This window comes from Actinocorallia herbida (assembly GCF_003751225.1).
GTDB classification, from domain to species: Bacteria; Actinomycetota; Actinomycetes; order Streptosporangiales; family Streptosporangiaceae; genus Actinocorallia; species Actinocorallia herbida.
In genome coordinates, this window is record NZ_RJKE01000001.1 from 3,704,787 (window position 1) to 3,723,619 (window position 18,833).

Below are 18,833 nucleotides of genomic sequence, written 5' to 3' on the forward strand. Positions count from 1 at the left end.
CCGGAGACCGGCTCACTGGCCGCTGAGCTCGGCCGCGGCCTTCCGCACGGTGACGGGTTCGGCGAGCCGCTGCTCGTCGCAGGCCTTCTGGAGGAGTTCGAGGGTCTCCGCGAGCCCGGGCCCGAGCCGCTTGCCGGGGGTGAACGTGGCGGGCAGGAACCGCATGCCGTTGATGACCGAGATGGTCTCGTAGTGCACGGCCCCCTCGGGGTCGCACACGAAGTCCGGCATCCGGTCGAGGACGGCGAGCAGCATCCGCTTGAAGACCGTCCGCGCGACGTTGGAGCCGATGCAGCGGTGGATGCCGAGGCCGAAGCTGGCGTGCCGGTTGCCCTCGCGGCCGAGTTCGATCTCGTCGGGGTTCTCGAACACCGCGGGGTCGCGGTTGGCCATCGCCCACGACAGCCAGAGGCGCTCGCCCTCCTTGAAGCTGATCCCGCCGACCGTGCAGTCCGCCGAGATCGTGCGCCCGTCCCCGACGGCCGGGGTGTAGAAGCGCAGGAACTCTTCGGTGGCCGAGTCGAGGAGCTCGTCGCGTTCGGCGCTGAGCCTCGTGCGCTCCTCCGGGTTCTCCGACAGCCACTCGATGGCGTGCGCGGTGAGCGCGGTGGTGGTGTCGAAGCCGCCGCCGATGAGCAGGCCGAGGACGCCGCGGATCTCGTCGTCGGGCTGGGCCTCGCCGTTGATCCGCGCGTTGATGAGCGCGTCGATCAGGCCGGGCCGCGGGTTCTCGCGGACCTCGGTGAGCTGCCGCGCGATCTCCGCCTGCATCGCCATGTGCAGCCCGCCGACCCGCATGATGTCGGGCGAGGTCATCGGGGTGTAGATGACGGCGTGGGCGGGCTCGCAGTAGACCTCCCAGTCTTTGACGGGGATGCCGAGCATCGCCAGCGTGAAGACCGCCGGCACGATGTTGGCGAGGTCCTCGACGAAGTCGATGGAGCCCGACTCGATCTTCTCGTCGAGGCAGGCCCGGACCAGCTCGTCCAGCCAGGGGATCCAGCGGTTGATCGCGGCGGGCGACAGGTACGGGTTGAGCGCCTGCCGGTAGTGCCGCTGCTCGGGCGGGTCCATCTCCAGGAAGCCGCCGCGGCTGCCGCGGGCGCGCTGCGGAGAGGGGATGGAGATGCCCTTGTACCCGCGGCGCTCGCCCTTGACGTCGTGGTCGTTCGACAGGTGGTCGGCGTTGCGCGCCGCCAGCTCGAACACCTCGCGGTTCCCTGCGGCGACCCAGTGGCCGCCGTGCGTCTCGCTCCACGCGACGGGGCACTTGGCGTGCATCTCGTGGGTGATCTCCTCGAACCGCTCGCGGTAGCCGGGCGCGTGGCGGTCGAAGGCGTACGAAGGGCTCTTGCGCTCCTCGTCGCCCGGGAGGTCGTCGGTGCTCACGGGGCGTCCTCCACGGAGATGGCCTGCTCGGGGCAGGATCTGACGGCGGCGATCACTTTGCCCACCTGGTCGGCCGGGACGTCCGGGCTGACCGGGGAGGAGTGGCCGTCGACGTCGTCGAGCTCGAACATGTCGGGGGCCTTCATCGCGCAGAGGGTGTGCCCCTGGCAGCGTGTCTGATCGACGGTGACCTTCACGGTGTGTCTCTCTCCTTCGCGCTCAGACGTGGAAGTCGTGCCACTTGAGGTAGCCGCCGGCGTCGACCCGCAGCTGGAGGCCGGTGACGTAGCGGGCCTCCTCGGAGGCGAGGAACAGGATCGCGTTGCTGATGTCGACCGGCTCGATGTACGGGACGGGCATCGCCTGCTGGACGTAGAAGGCGCGTTCGGCGTCCTCGCGCGTCGGGTTCTCCAGGTCGGGCCGGAACGACTTGTACATCGGCGCGCTCTGGAGCATCTGGGTGTTCACGTTCGTCGGGTGCACCACGTTGGCGCGGATCGAGCGCGGCGCGAGCTGGCGGGCCAGCTCGTGGGTGTAGTCGGCGAGGATGCGCTTGGCCCACGCGTAGCCGCTGCCGCCGGGGTTGGTGCCGGGGTTCTGCACCATGCCCTGCGACATGAGCGCGGCCGCGGACGCGACGGTGATGACGGACCCGCCCTCGGTGAGGTGGGGGAGCGCGCTCTGGACCGCGTTGATCGAGCCGAGCAGGTTGACGTTGACGACGTCGCTCCACGCCTGGAGCGGGGGGTTGCCGTGCAGGGGCGCGATACCGGCCTGGGCGACGACCACGTCGACCTTGCCGAGCTCGGCGATGCCCTGCTCCAGGGCCTCGCGGACCTGGGCGGCCTCGCGGACGTCGGCCTGCACGGTGACGATGCGCCGGCCCTGCTCCTCGACGAGGCGGGCGGTCTCCTTGAGGTCGTCGGGGGTGGACATCGGGTAGTCGACCGTCGCGTAGTCCTGGCAGAGGTCGACCGCGATGATGTCGGCCCCCTCCTGTGCCAGGCGGACCGCGTGGCTGCGGCCCTGACCGCGGGCGGCTCCGGTGATGAAGGCGACCTTTCCTTCAACGCGTCCCATGGGGTGGCTCCTTGCTCGGGGCGGAAGAGGGGCGGCGGTCGAGCACATGTTCGAGTCTGAAATTTTCGTCTCGAAAGAAGCTCGATTCCGATTGCGAGAACCATACTCTCATGTAGGACGGAAAACCAGGCTTGATGAGTGTCCGCTCACTCCATTAAATGGTTCCCACCCATATCCGAGGAGGACCGGTGCCACCCACGCCAAGACGGGCGAAGCTGCTCATCGACGGGCGGCTCGTCGAGACGGAAACGACGTTCTCGTCAACGAACCCCGCAACCGGGGACATCGTCGGCCACGCCCCCGACGCCACGGCCGCGGAGGCCGAGGCGGCGGTCGCCGCGGCCCGCCGTGCCTTCGACACGACCGCCTGGTCGACCGACGTGGACCTGCGCGTACGGTGCCTCAGGCAGCTCCACCAGGTGCTGCTCGACCACGCCGACGAACTGCGCGAGCTGCTCATCGCCGAGGCCGGCGCGCCCCGGATGACCACGCACGCCACCCAGCTCGACGAGCCCATCGGGATCGTCGCCTACTATGCCGACCTGCTCGGCACGTACCCGCTCACCGAGGAGCTGGGCGTCATCGAGAGCCGCGGCCGCAAGCACCGCCGCTGGGTCGAGAAGGAGGCCGCGGGCGTCGTCGCCGCGATCACCCCGTACAACTACCCGGTCCAGATCGCGCTGGCCAAGATCGCCCCGGCGCTCGCCGCGGGCTGCACGATCGTGCTCAAGGGTCCCCCCGACACGCCGCTGGTCACCCAGGCGCTCGGTGAGCTGATCCACGACCACACCGACATCCCGGCCGGGGTCGTGAACGTGCTGTCCGGCGCCGGGCCCGAGTCCGGCGAGGCGCTCACCAACCACCCCGACGTGGACATGGTGACGTTCACCGGCTCGACCGCGACCGGGCGGCGCATCATGGAGGCGGCTGCCAAGACCGTCAAGCGGACGTTCCTGGAACTCGGCGGCAAGTCCGCGATGATCGTGCTCGACGACGCCGACCTCGGCCTGACCGCGATGGCGTCGGCGTTCATGATCTGCAGCCACGCGGGCCAGGGCTGCGCGATCACCTCCCGCGTCCTCGTGCCGCGCGACAAGCACGACGCCTTCGTCGAGCAGGCCTCGACCTTCCTCCAGGGCATCAATCCCGGCGACCCCAACGACCCGGCCACCTACATGGGCCCGCTCATCAGCGAGCGGCAGCGCGACAAGGTGCACGGCCTGGTCGAGCGGGCCGTCGCGGCGGGCGCGAAGCTGGTCACCGGCGGGGAGAAGGTCGATCCCGGCTGGTTCTACAAGCCGACCCTGCTGACGAACGTCGCCCCCGACAGCGAGATCGCCCAGGAGGAGGTCTTCGGACCCGTCCTCGTGGTCATCGCCTACGACACCGTCGACGACGCCGTGCGCATCGCCAACGACTCCATCTACGGCCTGTCCGGCGCGGTGTTCGGCGCCGACAACGAGCGCGCCATCGCGGTCGCCCGGCGCATCCGCACCGGGACGCTCAGCGTGAACGGCGGCTACTACTTCGGCGGCGACGCGTCCTTCGGCGGGTACAAGCAGTCCGGCATCGGCCGGGAGGGCGGCGTGCCCGGCTTCGAGGAGTTCCTCGAGAGCAAGGTCTTCGCGGCGGTCGTCGGATGAGCGGCGGACCGCTCGAGGGAGTCCGCGTCCTGGAAGTGGCGATGTACGGGTTCGTCCCGTCGGCGGGCGGGGTGCTCGCCGACTGGGGCGCCGATGTCGTCAAGGTCGAGCACGCGGTGCACGGCGACCCGCAGCGCGGGCTGCGGCAGACCGGCACCATGCGCGTCGAGGGGGACCCGAACCCCAACTTCGCGCACGCCAACCGGGGCAAGCGCAGCATCGGGATCGACATGTCCCACCCGGACGGCCGCGAGGTCATCTACGAGATCGCGCGCAACTCCGACGTCTTCCTCACCAGTTTCCTGCCCGGCCACCGCGCGAAGTTCGGCATCGACGTGGACGACCTCCGCGCCGTCAACCCGAAGATCATCTATGCCCGGGGCAGCGCCCTCGGCCCGCGCGGGCCCGAGTCCACGCGCGGCGGCTACGACATGACGGCCTTCTGGTCGCGCGCCGGCACCGCCGCGAGCCTCACCCCGCCCGACGTCGAGGGCATGATCAGCCCGCCGGGTCCCGCGTACGGCGACACCATCTCCGGCACCAACCTCGCCGGGGGCATCGCCGCGGCGCTGGTCAAGCTCGGCAGGACCGGCGAGCCGTCCGTCGTGGACGTCTCCCTGCTCGGCAGCGGCGTCTGGGCGCTCGGCCACGGCATCGCGCTCTCGGCCCACCTGGGCGAGCCGATGGTCGCGGCCAAGACGGGCGTGCACGGCTCCCCGGCGAACCCGCTGACGGGCCTGTACCGCACCGCCGACGGCCGCTACCTGTCGCTCGTCATGCTCCAGGCGGAGAAGTTCTGGGCCGACGTGTGCCGGCACATCGACCGCCCCGACCTCATCGACGACCCGCGCTTCGCCACCGGCGCGGACATCACGGCCAACACCGGCCAGGCCGTCGAGATCCTGCGGGAGGTCATCGCCACCCGCACCCTCGCGGAGTGGAGCGAGCGGTTCACCACGCTCTCCGGCCCCTGGGCGCCCGTCCAGGATTCGTACCAGGTCGTCTCCGACGGCCAGGTCACGGCGAACGACTACCTGGTCGACACCGGGGAGCTCAAGGTCGCCGCGAGCCCCGTGCAGTTCGACGTGGTCAGCGCGGCCGCGCGCCCGGCGCCGGAGTTCGCGGCGCAGACCGAGGAGGTACTCCTCGAACTCGGCCTCACCTGGGAGCGTGTCATCGAGCTGAAGACGACGGGCGCGATCACATGACCCCGCGGTGGCGCGGCCGGCGCTCCGGCGCCGGTCCGCGCCCCGTCCCGCGGTCAGTCCGAAGCGGCGGGCGCCCAGGAGGTGAGGAACGCCGCGGCGGAGCCGATCATCCCGGAGCGCAGGTCGGCCGCGCTGGAGCGGACCCGCAGGTGCACGTCGACCCCGGACCGCGCAGCCCGGCCCGCGAACGCGAGGGAGTCGTCCAGCAGCGGGTCGGTGCCCGCGGTCTGGAGCTGTACCGGGGGCAGCCCGTGGAGGTTGCCCAGCAGCGGGCTGAGCAGGGGGTCGGTCGGCGCGGCGTCCCCGGCGTAGGCCCGTGCGCGGCCGCGCAGGTCCTGCAGGTCGAACGAGGGGTCGGTCGCGCCGTTGAGCAGCAGGCTCTGCGCGGTGAGCCGCAGGTCGAGCAGGCCCGACAGCAGCACCGCGCAGTGCGGCGGGGGAGCGCCCTCGTCGCGCAGGCTGAGCAGCAGCGCGGCGGCGAGCCCGGCCCCTTCCAGCCGGCCCGCGAGCGCGACCTGGCCACGCGTCCGGCAGTGCCCGTAGGCGGCGCGGACGTCGTGCAGCGCGGCCGGGAAGGCGGGCCGGTACCTGGCGCAGAAGACCTCGAAGCCGGTGCGCGCCGCGAGGTCCTCGGCGAGGCCGAGTCCGGCTTCCGGATCGCCCGCCAGGCTGCGATCGCCGTGCAGGTACAGGACGACGCCGCCGGATCGCGTGCGCGGCAGGACCGTCAACCCGAGTCCGTGCGCCAGCACGGAGGACTCACTGGCCATAGTTCATTCTCCAAATATGGATATGATGTTCTCGTTCATGGAGAACATCATATCCACACCGGATCCCGGTCCCCCAAAGGAGATCTCCATGCCTTCGCGTGAACTTCCGTATCCGCTCTTCGACGCCGACAACCACCTGTACGAGACCGAGGAGGCGCTGACCAAGTACCTGCCGGAGAAGTACAAGGGCGCCATCAAGTACGTCCAGGTGGACGGCCGCACCAAGATCGCGGTGCGCGGCCACATCAGTGAGTTCATCCCCAACCCCACCTTCGAGGTGGTGGCCAGGCCCGGCGCTATGGAGGACTACTTCCGCGTCGGCAACCCCGAGGGCAAGAGCCGCCGGGAGATCTTCGGCAAGCCGATGAAGTCCATCCCTGCGTTCCGCGAGCCCGCCCCGCGCCTGGAGCTGATGAACGAGCTGGGCATCGCCCAGACCCTCATGTTCCCCACGCTGGCGAGCCTCATCGAGGAGCGCATGCGGGACGACCCCGAGATGATCCACGCGGTCGTCCACGCCCTCAACCAGTGGCTGCTGGAGACCTGGTCCTTCAACTACCAGGACCGGATCTTCACCACCCCCGTCATCAGCCTCCCGTTCGTCGACAAGGCCATCGAGGAACTCGACTGGGTGGTGGCCAACGGCGCCCGGGCGATCCTCATCCGTCCGGCCCCGGTGCCCGGCGTCCGGCACTCGCGCTCCTTCGGCCTGCCGGAGTTCGACCCGTTCTGGGAGCGCGTCGTCCACCACGGCGTCCTGGTCGCGCTGCACTCCTCCGACAGCGGTTACAGCCGCTACGTCGCGGACTGGATGGGCGTCGACCAGGAGATGCTGCCGTTCGTCCCGAACGCCTTCCGGGGCGTGTTCGAGTGGCGGCCGATCCAGGACGCGGTCGCCGCCCTGGCCTGCCACGGCGCGATCTCCCGGTTCCCCGACCTGAAGATCGCCGTCATCGAGAACGGCTCGGTGTGGGTCGGCCCGCTGCTGGACCAGCTCGCCAGCATCTACAAGAAGATGCCCGACGCGTTCATCGAGGACCCGGTCGTCGCGGTCAAGCGCTGCATCCACATCTCTCCCTTCTGGGAGGACGACATGGGCAAGCTCGCCGACCTCATCGGCGTCGAGCGGGTCCTGTTCGGCTCGGACTACCCCCACCCCGAGGGCCTGGCCGACCCCGTCACCTACGTGGACGAGCTGAACGGCCTCAGCGAGGAGCACAAGGCGCTCATCATGGGCGGCAACCTGGCCCGCCTCATCTCAGCGTGACCCCGCGCCCGCCGGCCGGTCCGTCCGGCGGGCCGCACCGATCTAAGGAGAACCCGTGAAGCGCGCAGCGGCCCGGTGGGCCGGACCCGGCGGTGGCCGCCGTGATCTTTGAGTTCGACGAGGACCAGCGGTTCTGGCAGACGACCGTCCGCGAGGCCGTGGCCAAGGAGTGCCCGCCCTCGCTCGTGCGGAGCGTGGTCGACGGCGGGGTGGACCCCGCGCCGGTCTGGGCCGCCTACTCCCGGCACGGCTGGACCGAGCTGACCGAGCGCGGCGAGACCGTGGAACTGGCGATCCTGCTGGAGGAGCTGGGCCGGGCCGTCGACCCTACGCCCTACCTGGCGACGATGACGCAGTTCGTCCCGTTCTTTCCGGAGACCGCCGCGCGCGGCCAGGCCGGGACCGCCGTGTTCGAAGGCGTCACCGCGACCCCCGACGGGGACGGCTGGCTGCTCTCGGGCACCGCCCGGCACATCCTGGACGGCGATCGCGCGGACTGGTTCGCGGTGGCCACCGACGCGGGCGTCTTCGCCGTCCCGGCGGCCCGCGCGACGGCCGTCGCGACGCCGGTCTTCGACCCGCTCCTGCACGTCGCGGAGGTCTCCTTCGACGGCGTCCGGGTCACCGCGGCCGGGCGCAGCGGGGTCGGCGTCGCGGAGGTCAGGCCGCTCGCCGTGACCGGCATCGCGCTCAGCATGGTCGGCGCCTGCCAGCGGGTGCTGGACCTCGTGCTGGAGCACGCGCGCACCAGGCAGCAGTTCGGCGTGCCCATCGGCTCGTTCCAGGCCGTCAAGCACAAGGCCGCCGACATGCACGTCGCGATCGAGCGCGCGCGGGCGCTGGCCTACTACGCCGCGCTGGTCATCGCCGGCGAAGGCGACAATCCGGCCTACGCCGCGTCGATGGCCAAAGCGGCGGCGGGGGAGTGCCAGGGACTGGTGTTCCGGCACGGTTTCCAGCTGTTCGGGGCCATGGGCTACACGTGGGAGAACGATCTTCAGTTCGCGCTCAAGCGCGCCAAGTCCGGCGAGCTGCTGCTCGGCGGCGCGGCGGAGCACCGGGCGCTCATCGTTGAGGAGCACCTGTGCGGCTGACATTCGACGCCGACGTGGAGGCCTTCCGGGCCGAGTTCGCCGCGTTCCTCGATGAGCACGCGCCGAGCGGCGCGGAGACCGCCGAGCGGTCCCGGTCGAGCTCGCACGTGCCGGAATGGGCCCGCCGCTGGCAGCGCAGGCTGTTCGACGAGGGCTGGCTGCTGCCCGGCAACCCGCCCGAGTTCGGCGGGCGCAACGCCGGGATCATCGAGCAGTACGTGCACCTCGCCGAGATGGCGAAGCGGCGGATCTACCACAGCTTCAACCCGCAGGGCCTGGGCATCATCGCCGCGTCGCTGCTGTCGTTCGGCACCGAGGAGCAGAAGCGGCGGTGGGCCGTGCCGATCCTCCGGGCCGAGATCACCGCGTCCCTCGGGATGAGCGAGCCCGGCGCGGGCTCCGACCTGGCCGGCCTGCGGACCCGGGCCGTCCAGGACGGCGACGAGTTCGTGGTCAACGGGCAGAAGGTGTGGACGTCCGGGGCGCATGACGCCGACGTGCTCCTCACCTTCGTCCGGACGGACCCGGACGTGCCCAAGCACAAGGGCATCAGCGTCCTGCTCATCCCGACGGACCTGCCCGGCGTGACCCGGCGTCCGTTCGGTTCCATCGCGGGACGCGACGACCTGGACTTCAACGAGGTCTTCTTCGAGGACGTCCGGGTGCCCGCCGCGAACCTGGTGGGTCCGCTGAACGACGGCTGGCGGGTCGCGAACGGCTCCCTGGGCCACGAGCGGACGCTGCTGTGGCTGAGCTTCGCCGCCCGCCTCGAAGAGGAGATCCGCGACTTCACCCCCGAGACCCCGCTCGACCGGGACTGGTACGCCACCCTCCTCATGGACGCGCAGGCGCTGCGCCTCATGGGCTCGGCGGCGCTCGCCAGGGCGGCGCGCGGCGACCAGGACGTCGCGGCGCTGTCGGTGCTCAAGGTGTTCGGCTCCGAGGCCGCCCAGAAGGCGCTGGAACGGATCCTCGACGCCCAGGGCGTCGAGGGCCTGTACCCGACGCCCACGGCGCAGCCCGCGCCGCTGCACCTCGACGTGTTCACCACGAGCTGGTTCGAGCGCTACGCGCGCAGCTTCGGCGGCACCATCGCGGGCGGCACCTCGGAGATCCAGCGGACGATCATCGCCGAGCGCGTGCTCGGCCTCCCCCGAGCCTGAGGAGCCTCCATGGGATACATCGAATACCACGTCGCGGACAAGATCGCGACGATCACCCTGAACCGCCCCGAAGCGGCCAACGCCCAGAACATGCAGCTTCTGGACGAGCTCGACGCGGCCTTCACCCGGGGCGCGTCGGACGAGGACGTCGCGGTCATCGTCCTGCGCGCGGAAGGCAAGCACTTCTCCGCCGGGCATGACCTCAAGAGCGGCACACCCGCCCCGGAGAAGATCACCCTCGACTGGATCTATGCCGCGGAGGCCCGGCGGTATCTGGAGTACTCGCTGCGCTGGCGGAACATCCCCAAGCCGACGATCGCGGCGGTGCAGGGCCGCTGCATCGCGGGCGGTCTGCTGCTGTGCTGGCCGTGCGACCTCATCATCGCCGCCGAGGACGCGCTCTTCTCCGACCCCGTCGTGACGATGGGCATCGGGGGAGTGGAGTACCACGGTCACACGTGGGAGCTGGGCGCGCGCAAGGCCAAGGAGATCCTGTTCACCGGCCGCCCCCTGACGGCAGAGGAGGCGGAGAAGGTCGGCATGGTCAACAGGGTCGTCGCGCGAGCGGACCTCGACGCCGAGGCGCGCGCCCTCGCCGCCCAGATCGCCGAGATGCCGTCGTTCGGCCTCCGCCAGGCCAAGCGCGCGGTCAACCAGACCCTCGACGTCCAGGGCTTCTACGCCGCCATCCAGTCCGTCTTCGACGTCCACCAGACCGGCCACGGCAACGCCCTGTCCGTCGGCGGCTACCCCATCCTCGTCCGGCTCGAGGAGATGAAGACGAAGATCAAGTGAGGACGGCCCGCCGGGCCGGTGTCCGCGTCGTGCGGACCGCGGCAGCCCGGCCCGCGGGCGGTGGGGCGGCGGATGGGGCAGGGCGCGAGGAGCGGCGCCCGGCCCTGTCCGCCGCATGCGTAAAAAAGCCCGCTGACCTGCGGCAACGTGTTCCGATCGTGCCCCGGCGGCCTCTTGACGGAAGGCCCTGGAGCCCACGATGGTGAACGGAGTGAGCGTTCGCGAACTTATGCTCCGCTGAGGGACCCGTGAACGCTCCGCGGTGCCGTGCGTCCGCCCGTCGGGCGGTGCGGTCCGCCCATCCCGGCTCGCGCGTGAGCCGGGACCACCCGCCGAATTCGGGGGCCACATCATGAGGAGCGACCCCGTGAGACAGCATCGTTTGAGACACCACAGAGCGCTGGCGGCCATCGCCGCCCTCGTCCTCGTCGTGAGCGGTTGCGGCCGCGACGGCTCCGGCGGCACCGAGGACGGCGCCCCGGTCGCCGGGGCCTCCGCCGACTTCGGCACGCTCAAGGGCCTGTGCGGGCCCGGCAAGCAGACGCTGGCGCCGGTCCAGGGCGTCACGGCCGACGAGATCAAGGTCGGCACGCTGACCGACCAGGGCTACGACAAGCGGGGCGACTACGCCGACGCCGCCAAGGTCTTCACCTCCTGGTGCAACGACGCCGGCGGCATCAACGGCCGCAAGCTCACCGCGACGATCCGCGACGCCAAGCTGATGGAGGTCCGCCAGCGGATGCTGGAGGCCTGCCGGGAGGACTTCTTCCTCGTCGGCGGCGGCTCCGCGCTGGACTCGCTCGGCGTCAAGGACCGGCTGAGCTGCATGCTCCCGGCGCTCCCCGCGACCACCACCATGGTCGAGAACACGGGATCCGACCTGCAGGTCTCTCCGTGGGGCGGCGCGTCCTACAGCCGCTACGCCGGCTACTTCACCTGGCTCCTCAAGGAGGCCTATCCGGGCTCCGCGGGCGCGGTCGGCAGCATCGTGGGCGACTCGCCCGTGACGAAGGTGCTCAACGAGCAGGTCAAGGAGACGGTGGAGTCCGCGGGAGGCACCTTCTCCTACAGCGACACCTACCCGACCGCGGGCATCGCCGACTGGACGCCCTACGCCCAGGCGATCAAGAGCAAGAAGGTCAAGGGCCTGGTCTTCTACGGCAACTTCACCGACCTGGTGAAGCTGGAGCTGGCGCTGACCAACCTGAACTACAGGCTCGACTGGATCGACGCCAACGCCTACTCCTACGGCCCGGCGTTCCTGAAGCTCGCCGGCAAGGCCATCGGCTTCCAGAACAACCTCGCCGACATCGGGGGCGTCCACCCGCTGGAGAGCGCGTCCAGCAGCCCCGCGACCCAGCAGCTCATCGACCTGTTCGCCAAGTACGCCCCGGGCGCGCCGGTCTCCCTCGGCGCGGTGCGCGCGTTCACGGCGTTCGTCCTGTTCGCCAAGGCGGCCGGGTCCTGCGGTGACGACCTCACCCGCAAGTGCGCCTACGAGGCCGTGCTGAAGGAATCGGCCTGGACGGCCGGCGGGCTGCTCGCGCCGATCGACCTGAGCCAGATCGACGCCCCGCTCAAGTGCTTCAACGTCGAGCAGGCCACCCCCGACGGCTGGAAGCCCGCCGACTTCAAGCCGAACCAGGGCGCCTTCCGCTGCGACGCGCCGGTCTACAAGCTGACCAGGTCGTACGTGAAGCCCATGAAGCTCGAGGACGTCGGCAGGTCCATGGCGGACCTGGAGACGAGGTAGCGGTAGGTCATCCCGCTTTCCGGGCCGGGCACCTCGGTGCCCGGCCCGGGCCCGTACCAGGGGTTCACCCTCTGCGGAAATGCAGTTCTCCAAAATGACTAAGGGTCTTGCCGCCAGACGTGCACGCCTTTATGTTGGGCCCGGTGCTCCCTCCGCGGCCCGACCCGTCGCGGTCCCACCCCGAACCTTGGAGCCGCCGTGCCGCAGCCCCCGCACGCCCCGCAGCAGTCCGGCCCCGCGCCGGAGACCACCGAGCACCACGCGCGGGCCGTCGTCGTCGGCACGGGTTTCGGGGGAGGGGTCGCCGCGCTGCGGCTCGCGGAGGCGGGCGTGCCGACACTCGTGCTGGAACGAGGCGTGCGCTGGCCGACCGGGCCGGACTCGACCACCTTCCCCCGGGCAGCCGACCTCGACGCCCGCGCGGGCTGGCTCACCGACCGGAGCACCACCCCAGGCGTCTTCACCCGCTGGGCGCCCTACACCGGTCTCATCGAGACGCTGCGCGGGCGGGGCACCGCCGTCAACTGCGCGGCGGGGGTCGGCGGCGGCTCGCTGGTCTCCCACGGGATGACGCTCCAGCCCGCCGAGGAGCACTTCGCCCTGTCCATGCCGGAACTCGCCGACGCCTACGGCGACCTCGACCGGTGGGCCTACCCGGCCGTCGCCCGGATGCTGCGGCTCGGCACGATCCCCGACGACGTCCTCGCCGCCGACGCCTACCGCTCGTCCCGCCTCTTCCTCGACACCGCGCGGAAGGCGGGCCTCGAGACGTTCCGGCTGCCCGTCCCCGTCGACTGGGACCATGTGCGCGGCGAGCTGGAAGGCGAGCACACTCCCACCTACATCACCGGAGACCTCGCCTACGGGGTGAACAACGGCGGCAAGCACTCGGTGGACGTCACCTACCTCGCCGCCGCCGAGGCCACCGGCCGCGTCACCGTGGAGAGCCTGCACCTCGTGCGCGACCTCGCCCTCGACGACCGGGGCCGCTGGCTTCTGCACGTCGACCGCCTCGGCACCGACGGCACGGTCCTCGAACACAAGCGGATCACCGCCGACGCGGTGTTCCTGGCCGCCGGATCTCCCGGCACCACCCGGCTGCTGGTGAAGGCGCGCGGCAAGGGACTCGTGCCCGGCCTGCCCGACGCCGTCGGCACCGGCTGGGGCACCAACGGCAACCGCGCCTACGCCTGGGTCCAGATGGACGACGACCCGGGACGTCCCCAGGGCGGCCCGTCGTGCGTGGGCGGCCGCGACCCGCGAAGCCCGATCCCGTACACCGTCGTGCACGCGGGCTCGCCGATCCTGCCGCCGAGCCCGGCCCGGATGATGGCGCTCGCCGGCTGCGGGATCGTCCGCCCCGAAGGCGTCTGGACCTACGACCCCGAAGCCGACGACGCGGTGCTGACCTGGCCGAGGTCGGCCGACGCCGACGTGGCCAAGCTGATCGCCGAGCGGATGGACGCGTTCGCCGAGGCGGGCGGCGGCTTCGTCGCCGACACCTCCCCGGCCGAGCCGGCCACCTGGCATCCGCTCGGCGGCGTGCCCGTCGGCGGCGCGGTGGACCGGCACGGCCGCGTGCTCGGGCACCGCGGCCTCTATGTGCTGGACGGCTCACGGATCCCCGGCTCCACGGGCGCCTGCGGACCCGCGATGACGATCGCCGCACTCGCCGAGCACAGCATGGCGGCCCTCGTCCGGACCGACCTCGGGGAGGTCTTCTGAGGTAGTCCGAGCCGTACTCATCGGGCCCGGTGGCAGGCTCTCGGAGAGCCCGTCCCCGAGCCGTACCCATTGGGCTCGGTGGCAGGCTCTTGGAGAGCCCGGCTTCGCCGGGGAGCCCGCCACCGAGCCGTCCGCACCGCCGCGCGCCCTGTCCGAAGGCGCGGCGGCGCTGCCGCGTTCCCGGGGCGCCCCGATCGCCGCAAAGCCCGCTCCCACCAGGCTTTTCGCGTTTTCACCGGGCTCCGCGCAGTCGACCTTGACGGCCTCTTGGGCGGGTGCTAAGCATGTGCTCAGCGATGTTGTGCGCATGCTCAGCATCCGGGCCGGACAGGATGTCCGGCCCAGGTGCGACCACCCCGCGCACCCGGTCAAAGGAGGCCCTGAGTGAGCGAGCCCGGTCCGGCCGACCAGCTCACCGAAGAACGCCCGAGCACCGCGGCGCCCGACGCCGCCGAGTCCCCCTCAGGGGGGAGCCGGTACGCGGGCACCCGGGTCCGCCGCGTCGAGGACCGCAGGCTGCTCACCGGCCACGGCTCCTACGTGGACGACGTGACCCGGCCCGGCCAGCTCCACGCGTGCTTCGTGCGCAGTCCCCTCGCCAGGGCCAGGATCGAGGGCATCGACGCCGCCGAGGCGCTCGCGCTCGACGGCGTCCACGCGGTCTACACCGCGGCCGACCTCAACCCGGCGGTGCGCGAGGCCTGGTTCACCCTCATCGGCCAGGTCGAGGACGTGCCCAGGCCGCCGCTCGCCGAGGACGAGGTCCGGTTCGTGGGCGACCCGGTGGCCCTGGTCGTCGCCGACGACAGGTACATCGCCGAGGACGCCGCGGAACTCGTCATCGTGGACTACGCGCCTCTGCCGCCCGTGGTCGACTACAAGACCGCGGCGGAGTCCGGCGAACTCGTCCACGCCGCCTACCCGGGCAACGTGGCGATCGAGCTGGCGGGCCTGCCCGTCGAGTCCTTCCCGGTCTTCGAAGAGGCCGCGTACACGTTCCGCGAGACGATCTACCAGCAGGCGTACGCCGCGGTCCCGATCGAGACGCGCGGACTGCTCGCCGAGTGGGAGCCCGCGACGGGCGAGCTGACGGTCTGGGCGGCGACCCAGTCCCCGCACGAACTGCGCCTGTTCTGCGCCCGCCTGCTCGGCCTGGACGAGCACCGGGTCCGGGTCATCATGCGCGACACCGGCGGCGGGTTCGGCCAGAAGGTGCTCCCGCAGCGCGAGGACATGTGCGTCCTGCTCGCCGCGATGCGCACCCCCGGCCCGCTCAAGTGGATCGAGGACCGCCGCGAGAACCTCCTGTCGGCCGGGCAGGCGCGGCACGACCACGCCGACGTCCGGGTCTCCTTCGACGCCGACGGCACCATGCTCGCCACCGCGATCGACTTCGTGCAGGACGTGGGCGCCTACCCGATCCCGTACCCGATGAACACCTGCGTGGTCGTCGGCATCCTGTTCCCCGGCCCGTACCGCGTCGCCCAGGGCACCTTCGCGACCAAGGCGATGTTCTCCAACACCGTCGGCCGGACCGCCTACCGCGGCCCGTGGCAGTTCGAGTCGGTCGCCCGAGAGGTGCTGCTGGACATCGCCGCGCGCGGCATGGGCGTGGATCCCGCCGAGGTGCGCCGCAAGAACCTGCTGCGCCGCGAGGACCTGCCCTACACCAACCACAACGGGATGCCCTACAGCGACGTCACGCCGCTGGAGACGTTCGAGCAGGCCCTGGAGATGGTCGGCTACGACGCGTTCCGCGCCGAGCAGGCCAAGGCGCGGGAAGAGGGCCGCTACATCGGCGTCGGCACCTGCACGTACGTCGAGCCGACCACCGACAACCTCGGCCTGCACTCCACCGAGGGCGCGACGATCCGGATCGAGCCGTCCGGCAAGGTCAACGTGTACATGAGCGGCGGATCGACCGGCAACAGCCTCGAGACGACCGCGGTCCAGCTCACCGCGGACGCGCTCGGCGTGGACATCGACGACGTCGGCACCATCCAGGGCGACACCGCGGTCACCCCCTTCGGCGGCGGCACGGGCGGCAGCCGGTCGGGCTCGATGACGGCCGGGGCCGTCGAGGTCACCGCGGCGATCCTGCGCGAGCGGATCGCGCGGATCGCGGCGCACAAGCTCGACGCGGCGCCCGGCGACATCGAGATGGTCCGCGGCAAGGCGGGGGTGCGCGGCAAACGCGACAAGGAGATCAGCCTCGCCGAGATCGCCGAGACCGCCTATTTCCAGACCGACGCGCTGCCGCCCGGCGTCCCGCCCGGCCTGGAGGCCAGCGGCAGGTACAAGGCCGAGGCGCCGGTCATCTGGGCCAACGCGACCCACCTGTGCACCTGCGAGGTGGACGTGGAGACGGGCGCGGTCAAGCTGCTGCGCTACATCGTCAGCGAGGACTGCGGGCCCATGATCAACCCGACGGTCGTCGAGGGCCAGATCGCCGGCGGCGCCGTCCAGGGCATCGGCGGCGCGCTGCTGGAGCACCTCGCCTACGACGAGGACGGCAACCCGATCACCACCACGTTCATGGACTACCTGCTGCCCACGAGCACCGACGTGCCCGTCATCGAGTACGGCCACGTGGAGACGCCCGGACCCGGCCCCGGCGGCTACAAGGGCGTCGGCGAGGGCGGCGCGATCGGGGCGCCCCCGGCCGTCGTCAACGCGGTCGCCGACGCGCTCGCCCCGCTCGGCGTCAAGCTCACCCGCCTGCCGCTCACGCCCGAGTCACTGGTCACCGCGATCCGCAACGCGGCGACCCCTTCGACAGGAGAGAAATGACCCACCCGCACCGGTGCCGTGAGGCGGTGGCCGGATGAAGCCCCCGCCGCTGTCCTACCACGCGCCCGAGGACGCCGCCGAGGCCGTCGGGCTGCTCGCCGAGCTCGGCGACGAGGCCAAGGTGATCGCGGGCGGGCAGAGCCTCGTGCCGATGCTGGCGCTGCGGCTCGCGGTCTTCGGCCACCTGGTCGACCTGCGCCGCGTCGACGGCGTGCGCGGGATCGAGCGGCGCGACGGTCGCGTCTGGATCGGCGCGGCCACCACCCAGGCCGAGGTCGGCAGATCCGAGACCGTCGCCGCCGACGTGCCGCTGCTGGCCCGCGCGACCCCGCTCATCGGGCACTTCCAGATCCGCAACCGCGGCACGCTCGGCGGCTCGATCGCGCACGCCGACGCCGCCGCCGAGTACCCGGCCGTCGCGCTCGCGCTCGACGCGGAGCTGGAGACCCTGTCGCCGCGCGGCACCCGGACGCTGCCCGCCGCGGAGTTCTTCACCGGCATGTGGAGCACCCTCCTGGAGGAGGACGAGCTCCTGACCGGCGTCACCTTCCCCGTGCGCGGCCCGCGCAGCGGCTTCGCCGTCGAGGAGTTCGCGCGGCGCAGCGGCGACTTCGCCATCGCGGGCGCGGCCGTCGCCGTCGAACTCGACGGGGCGGGCCGGATCGCGCGGTGCCGCATCGGCCTGTTCGGGCTGGGCCCCACGCCCCGCCGCGCCACCGCGGCCGAGGCGGAGCTGACGGGCCGGGACGCCGCCGGGCGGACCCCGGAAGAGGTCGCCGAGGCCGCCCTGGCGGAGGTCGCGTCGGTCCCCGCGGACCTGCACGCGTCCGCCGACTACCGCAGGCACATCGGCCGGGTGATGGTCGCGCGCGCATGGAAGCGCGCCGTGAAGGAGGCGAGCGATGTCTGACGTGGTCGAGATCCGGCTCAGGATCAACGGACGGGAACGGCGCGGTCGCGTTCCCGCGCGGCTCACCCTCGCCGACTTCCTGCGCGAGCACTGCGGGCTCACCGGCACCCATCTGGGCTGCGAACACGGCGTCTGCGGCTCGTGCACGATCCTCATGGACGGCGCCGCCGTACGGGCCTGCCTCATGTTCGCCGCCCAGGCGGACGGGGCCGAGCTCACCACCGTCGAGGGGATCGCCGCCCCCGACGGGACCCTGTCCCCGGTCCAGGCGGCGTTCCGCGACCACCACGGCCTCCAGTGCGGCTTCTGCACGCCCGGCTTCGTCGTCACGGCCACCGCCCTGCTCAAGGACAACCCCGACCCCACCGACGACGAGATCCGCGAGGGCCTGTCCGGCAACCTGTGCCGCTGCACGGGCTACCAGGGCATCCTCAAGGCGGTCCGGGCGGCGGCGGACGAGATCAGCGCCGAGGAGGCCCGGTGAAACTCCAGAACGACCTGCGCATCCCCGTGCCCGCCGCCGAGGCGTGGGCGGTGCTGCTCGACATCGAGCGGATCGCGCCCTGCGTGCCCGGCGCGACCCTGACGTCCCACGAGGGCGACACCTTCGGCGGGAAGGTGAAGGTCAAGCTCGGCCCGATCGGGCTCACCTACAGCGGCACCGTCGCGTTCGTCTCGCTCGACGAGGCCGCGCGCGTCGCCGTCCTGGAGGCGAGCGGGCGGGAGACGCGCGGCGGCGGCACCGCCAAGGCGACGGTCACCTGCACGCTCACCGGCGACGGATCGGGCACCGACGTGCTCATCGACACCGACCTCGCCATCACCGGCAAGCCCGCCCAGTTCGGCCGCAGCACCCTCGCCGACGTCGCGACCTCCCTGATCGGCCAGTTCGCCGCGAACCTCGCGGCGCACCTCGCCGAGTCGGGGAGCGCGGCCGCGGCGCCGGAACAGCCGCCGCCGGAGGAGAAGGACGCCGCTCCCGCCGCGCCCGCCCCGCGTCCCACGCCGGCCGCCCCCGCGGCCCCGATAGACCTGCTCCAGCCGTCCACCGGACTGCTGCGCCACCTCGCCCCGCCCGCCGGGGCCGCCGCCGTGCTCCTCGTGCTCATCGCCCTGCTACGCCGCCGCCGCTCACGGGGCCCGGCCTAGCGCGCTGAGCCGCGGACCACGAACGCCGTCCGGGGCCGCGCGACGCGCCCGCCCGGCTCCGGACGGCACTCCCGAGCGCTCCGCCCACCACCCCCGT

Annotated in this window: 16 protein-coding genes; 12 read left to right on the forward strand and 4 right to left on the reverse strand. The window is 71.9% G+C overall.

All coding sequences use genetic code 11. From position 1 onward, the window contains the following. Nucleotides 1-12: 12 nt before the first annotated feature. The 3 genes from EDD29_RS17185 to EDD29_RS17195 are packed head-to-tail and all read right to left on the reverse strand — an operon-like array spanning nt 13 to nt 2,469. Nucleotides 13-1,389 (reverse strand): cytochrome P450, encoded by a 1,377-nt coding sequence (locus EDD29_RS17185; RefSeq protein ID WP_123665377.1) that lies wholly within the window; start codon nt 1,387-1,389, stop codon nt 13-15. After that, a complete protein-coding gene (locus tag EDD29_RS17190; protein WP_123665378.1) occupies nt 1,386-1,586 on the reverse strand; it encodes a ferredoxin in 201 nt (66 codons plus the stop codon). Before EDD29_RS17190 ends, EDD29_RS17185 begins: the two co-directional genes overlap by 4 nt. A 22-nt stretch (nt 1,587-1,608) precedes the next feature. After that, nucleotides 1,609-2,469 carry a mycofactocin-coupled SDR family oxidoreductase gene (locus EDD29_RS17195; RefSeq protein ID WP_123665379.1) on the reverse strand — a complete coding sequence of 287 codons (861 nt, stop codon included), beginning with the start codon at nt 2,467-2,469 and terminating at the stop codon, nt 1,609-1,611. Between the two features lie 188 nt (nt 2,470-2,657). On the opposite strand from EDD29_RS17195, the gene EDD29_RS17200 reads away from it, so the two are divergent. Both EDD29_RS17200 and EDD29_RS17205 read left to right on the forward strand, forming a co-directional pair. Next, nucleotides 2,658-4,112 (forward strand): aldehyde dehydrogenase family protein, encoded by a 1,455-nt coding sequence (locus EDD29_RS17200; RefSeq protein WP_246052815.1) that lies wholly within the window; start codon nt 2,658-2,660, stop codon nt 4,110-4,112. Next, on the forward strand, nt 4,109-5,320 hold the full coding sequence (locus EDD29_RS17205; protein ID WP_123665381.1) for a CaiB/BaiF CoA transferase family protein: 1,212 nt from the start codon (nt 4,109-4,111) through the stop codon (nt 5,318-5,320). Before EDD29_RS17200 ends, EDD29_RS17205 begins: the two co-directional genes overlap by 4 nt. Before the next feature lie 53 nt (nt 5,321-5,373). Here EDD29_RS17205 and EDD29_RS17210 read toward each other — a convergent pair whose 3' ends face one another. Next, nucleotides 5,374-6,090, reverse strand: coding sequence for an alpha/beta hydrolase (locus EDD29_RS17210; protein ID WP_123665382.1), 717 nt, complete (start codon nt 6,088-6,090; stop codon nt 5,374-5,376). Between the two features lie 88 nt (nt 6,091-6,178). Between EDD29_RS17210 and EDD29_RS17215 the strand changes: the two genes are divergently transcribed. The 10 genes from EDD29_RS17215 (at nt 6,179) to EDD29_RS17260 (ending at nt 18,736) form a co-directional block, all read left to right on the forward strand. Next, a complete protein-coding gene (locus EDD29_RS17215) occupies nt 6,179-7,357 on the forward strand; it encodes an amidohydrolase family protein (protein ID WP_123665383.1) in 1,179 nt (392 codons plus the stop codon). Between the two features lie 101 nt (nt 7,358-7,458). Continuing rightward, a complete protein-coding gene (locus EDD29_RS17220) occupies nt 7,459-8,451 on the forward strand; it encodes an acyl-CoA dehydrogenase family protein (RefSeq protein WP_123670534.1) in 993 nt (330 codons plus the stop codon). Next, nucleotides 8,442-9,614 carry an acyl-CoA dehydrogenase family protein gene (locus EDD29_RS17225; protein ID WP_123665384.1) on the forward strand — a complete coding sequence of 391 codons (1,173 nt, stop codon included), beginning with the start codon at nt 8,442-8,444 and terminating at the stop codon, nt 9,612-9,614. The genes EDD29_RS17220 and EDD29_RS17225 overlap by 10 nt, the downstream gene beginning before the upstream one ends. Before the next feature lie 9 nt (nt 9,615-9,623). Further along, nucleotides 9,624-10,409, forward strand: coding sequence for an enoyl-CoA hydratase (locus tag EDD29_RS17230; protein WP_123665385.1), 786 nt, complete (start codon nt 9,624-9,626; stop codon nt 10,407-10,409). A 382-nt stretch (nt 10,410-10,791) separates the two neighbouring features. Continuing rightward, nucleotides 10,792-12,162, forward strand: a complete 1,371-nt coding sequence (locus EDD29_RS17235) for an ABC transporter substrate-binding protein (RefSeq protein WP_211359762.1) — start codon at nt 10,792-10,794, stop codon at nt 12,160-12,162. Between the two features lie 198 nt (nt 12,163-12,360). Next, nucleotides 12,361-13,887 (forward strand): GMC oxidoreductase, encoded by a 1,527-nt coding sequence (locus EDD29_RS17240; protein ID WP_123665387.1) that lies wholly within the window; start codon nt 12,361-12,363, stop codon nt 13,885-13,887. Between the two features lie 384 nt (nt 13,888-14,271). Further along, nucleotides 14,272-16,677, forward strand: coding sequence for a xanthine dehydrogenase family protein molybdopterin-binding subunit (locus EDD29_RS17245; protein WP_123665388.1), 2,406 nt, complete (start codon nt 14,272-14,274; stop codon nt 16,675-16,677). 34 nt (nt 16,678-16,711) lie between these two features. Beyond that, nucleotides 16,712-17,587, forward strand: a complete 876-nt coding sequence (locus EDD29_RS17250; protein WP_123665389.1) for an FAD binding domain-containing protein — start codon at nt 16,712-16,714, stop codon at nt 17,585-17,587. Continuing rightward, nucleotides 17,580-18,071, forward strand: a complete 492-nt coding sequence (locus EDD29_RS17255; RefSeq protein ID WP_123665390.1) for a (2Fe-2S)-binding protein — start codon at nt 17,580-17,582, stop codon at nt 18,069-18,071. Before EDD29_RS17250 ends, EDD29_RS17255 begins: the two co-directional genes overlap by 8 nt. Further along, nucleotides 18,068-18,736 carry an SRPBCC family protein gene (locus EDD29_RS17260; protein ID WP_123665391.1) on the forward strand — a complete coding sequence of 223 codons (669 nt, stop codon included), beginning with the start codon at nt 18,068-18,070 and terminating at the stop codon, nt 18,734-18,736. The genes EDD29_RS17255 and EDD29_RS17260 overlap by 4 nt, the downstream gene beginning before the upstream one ends. Nucleotides 18,737-18,833: the final 97 nt, after the last annotated feature.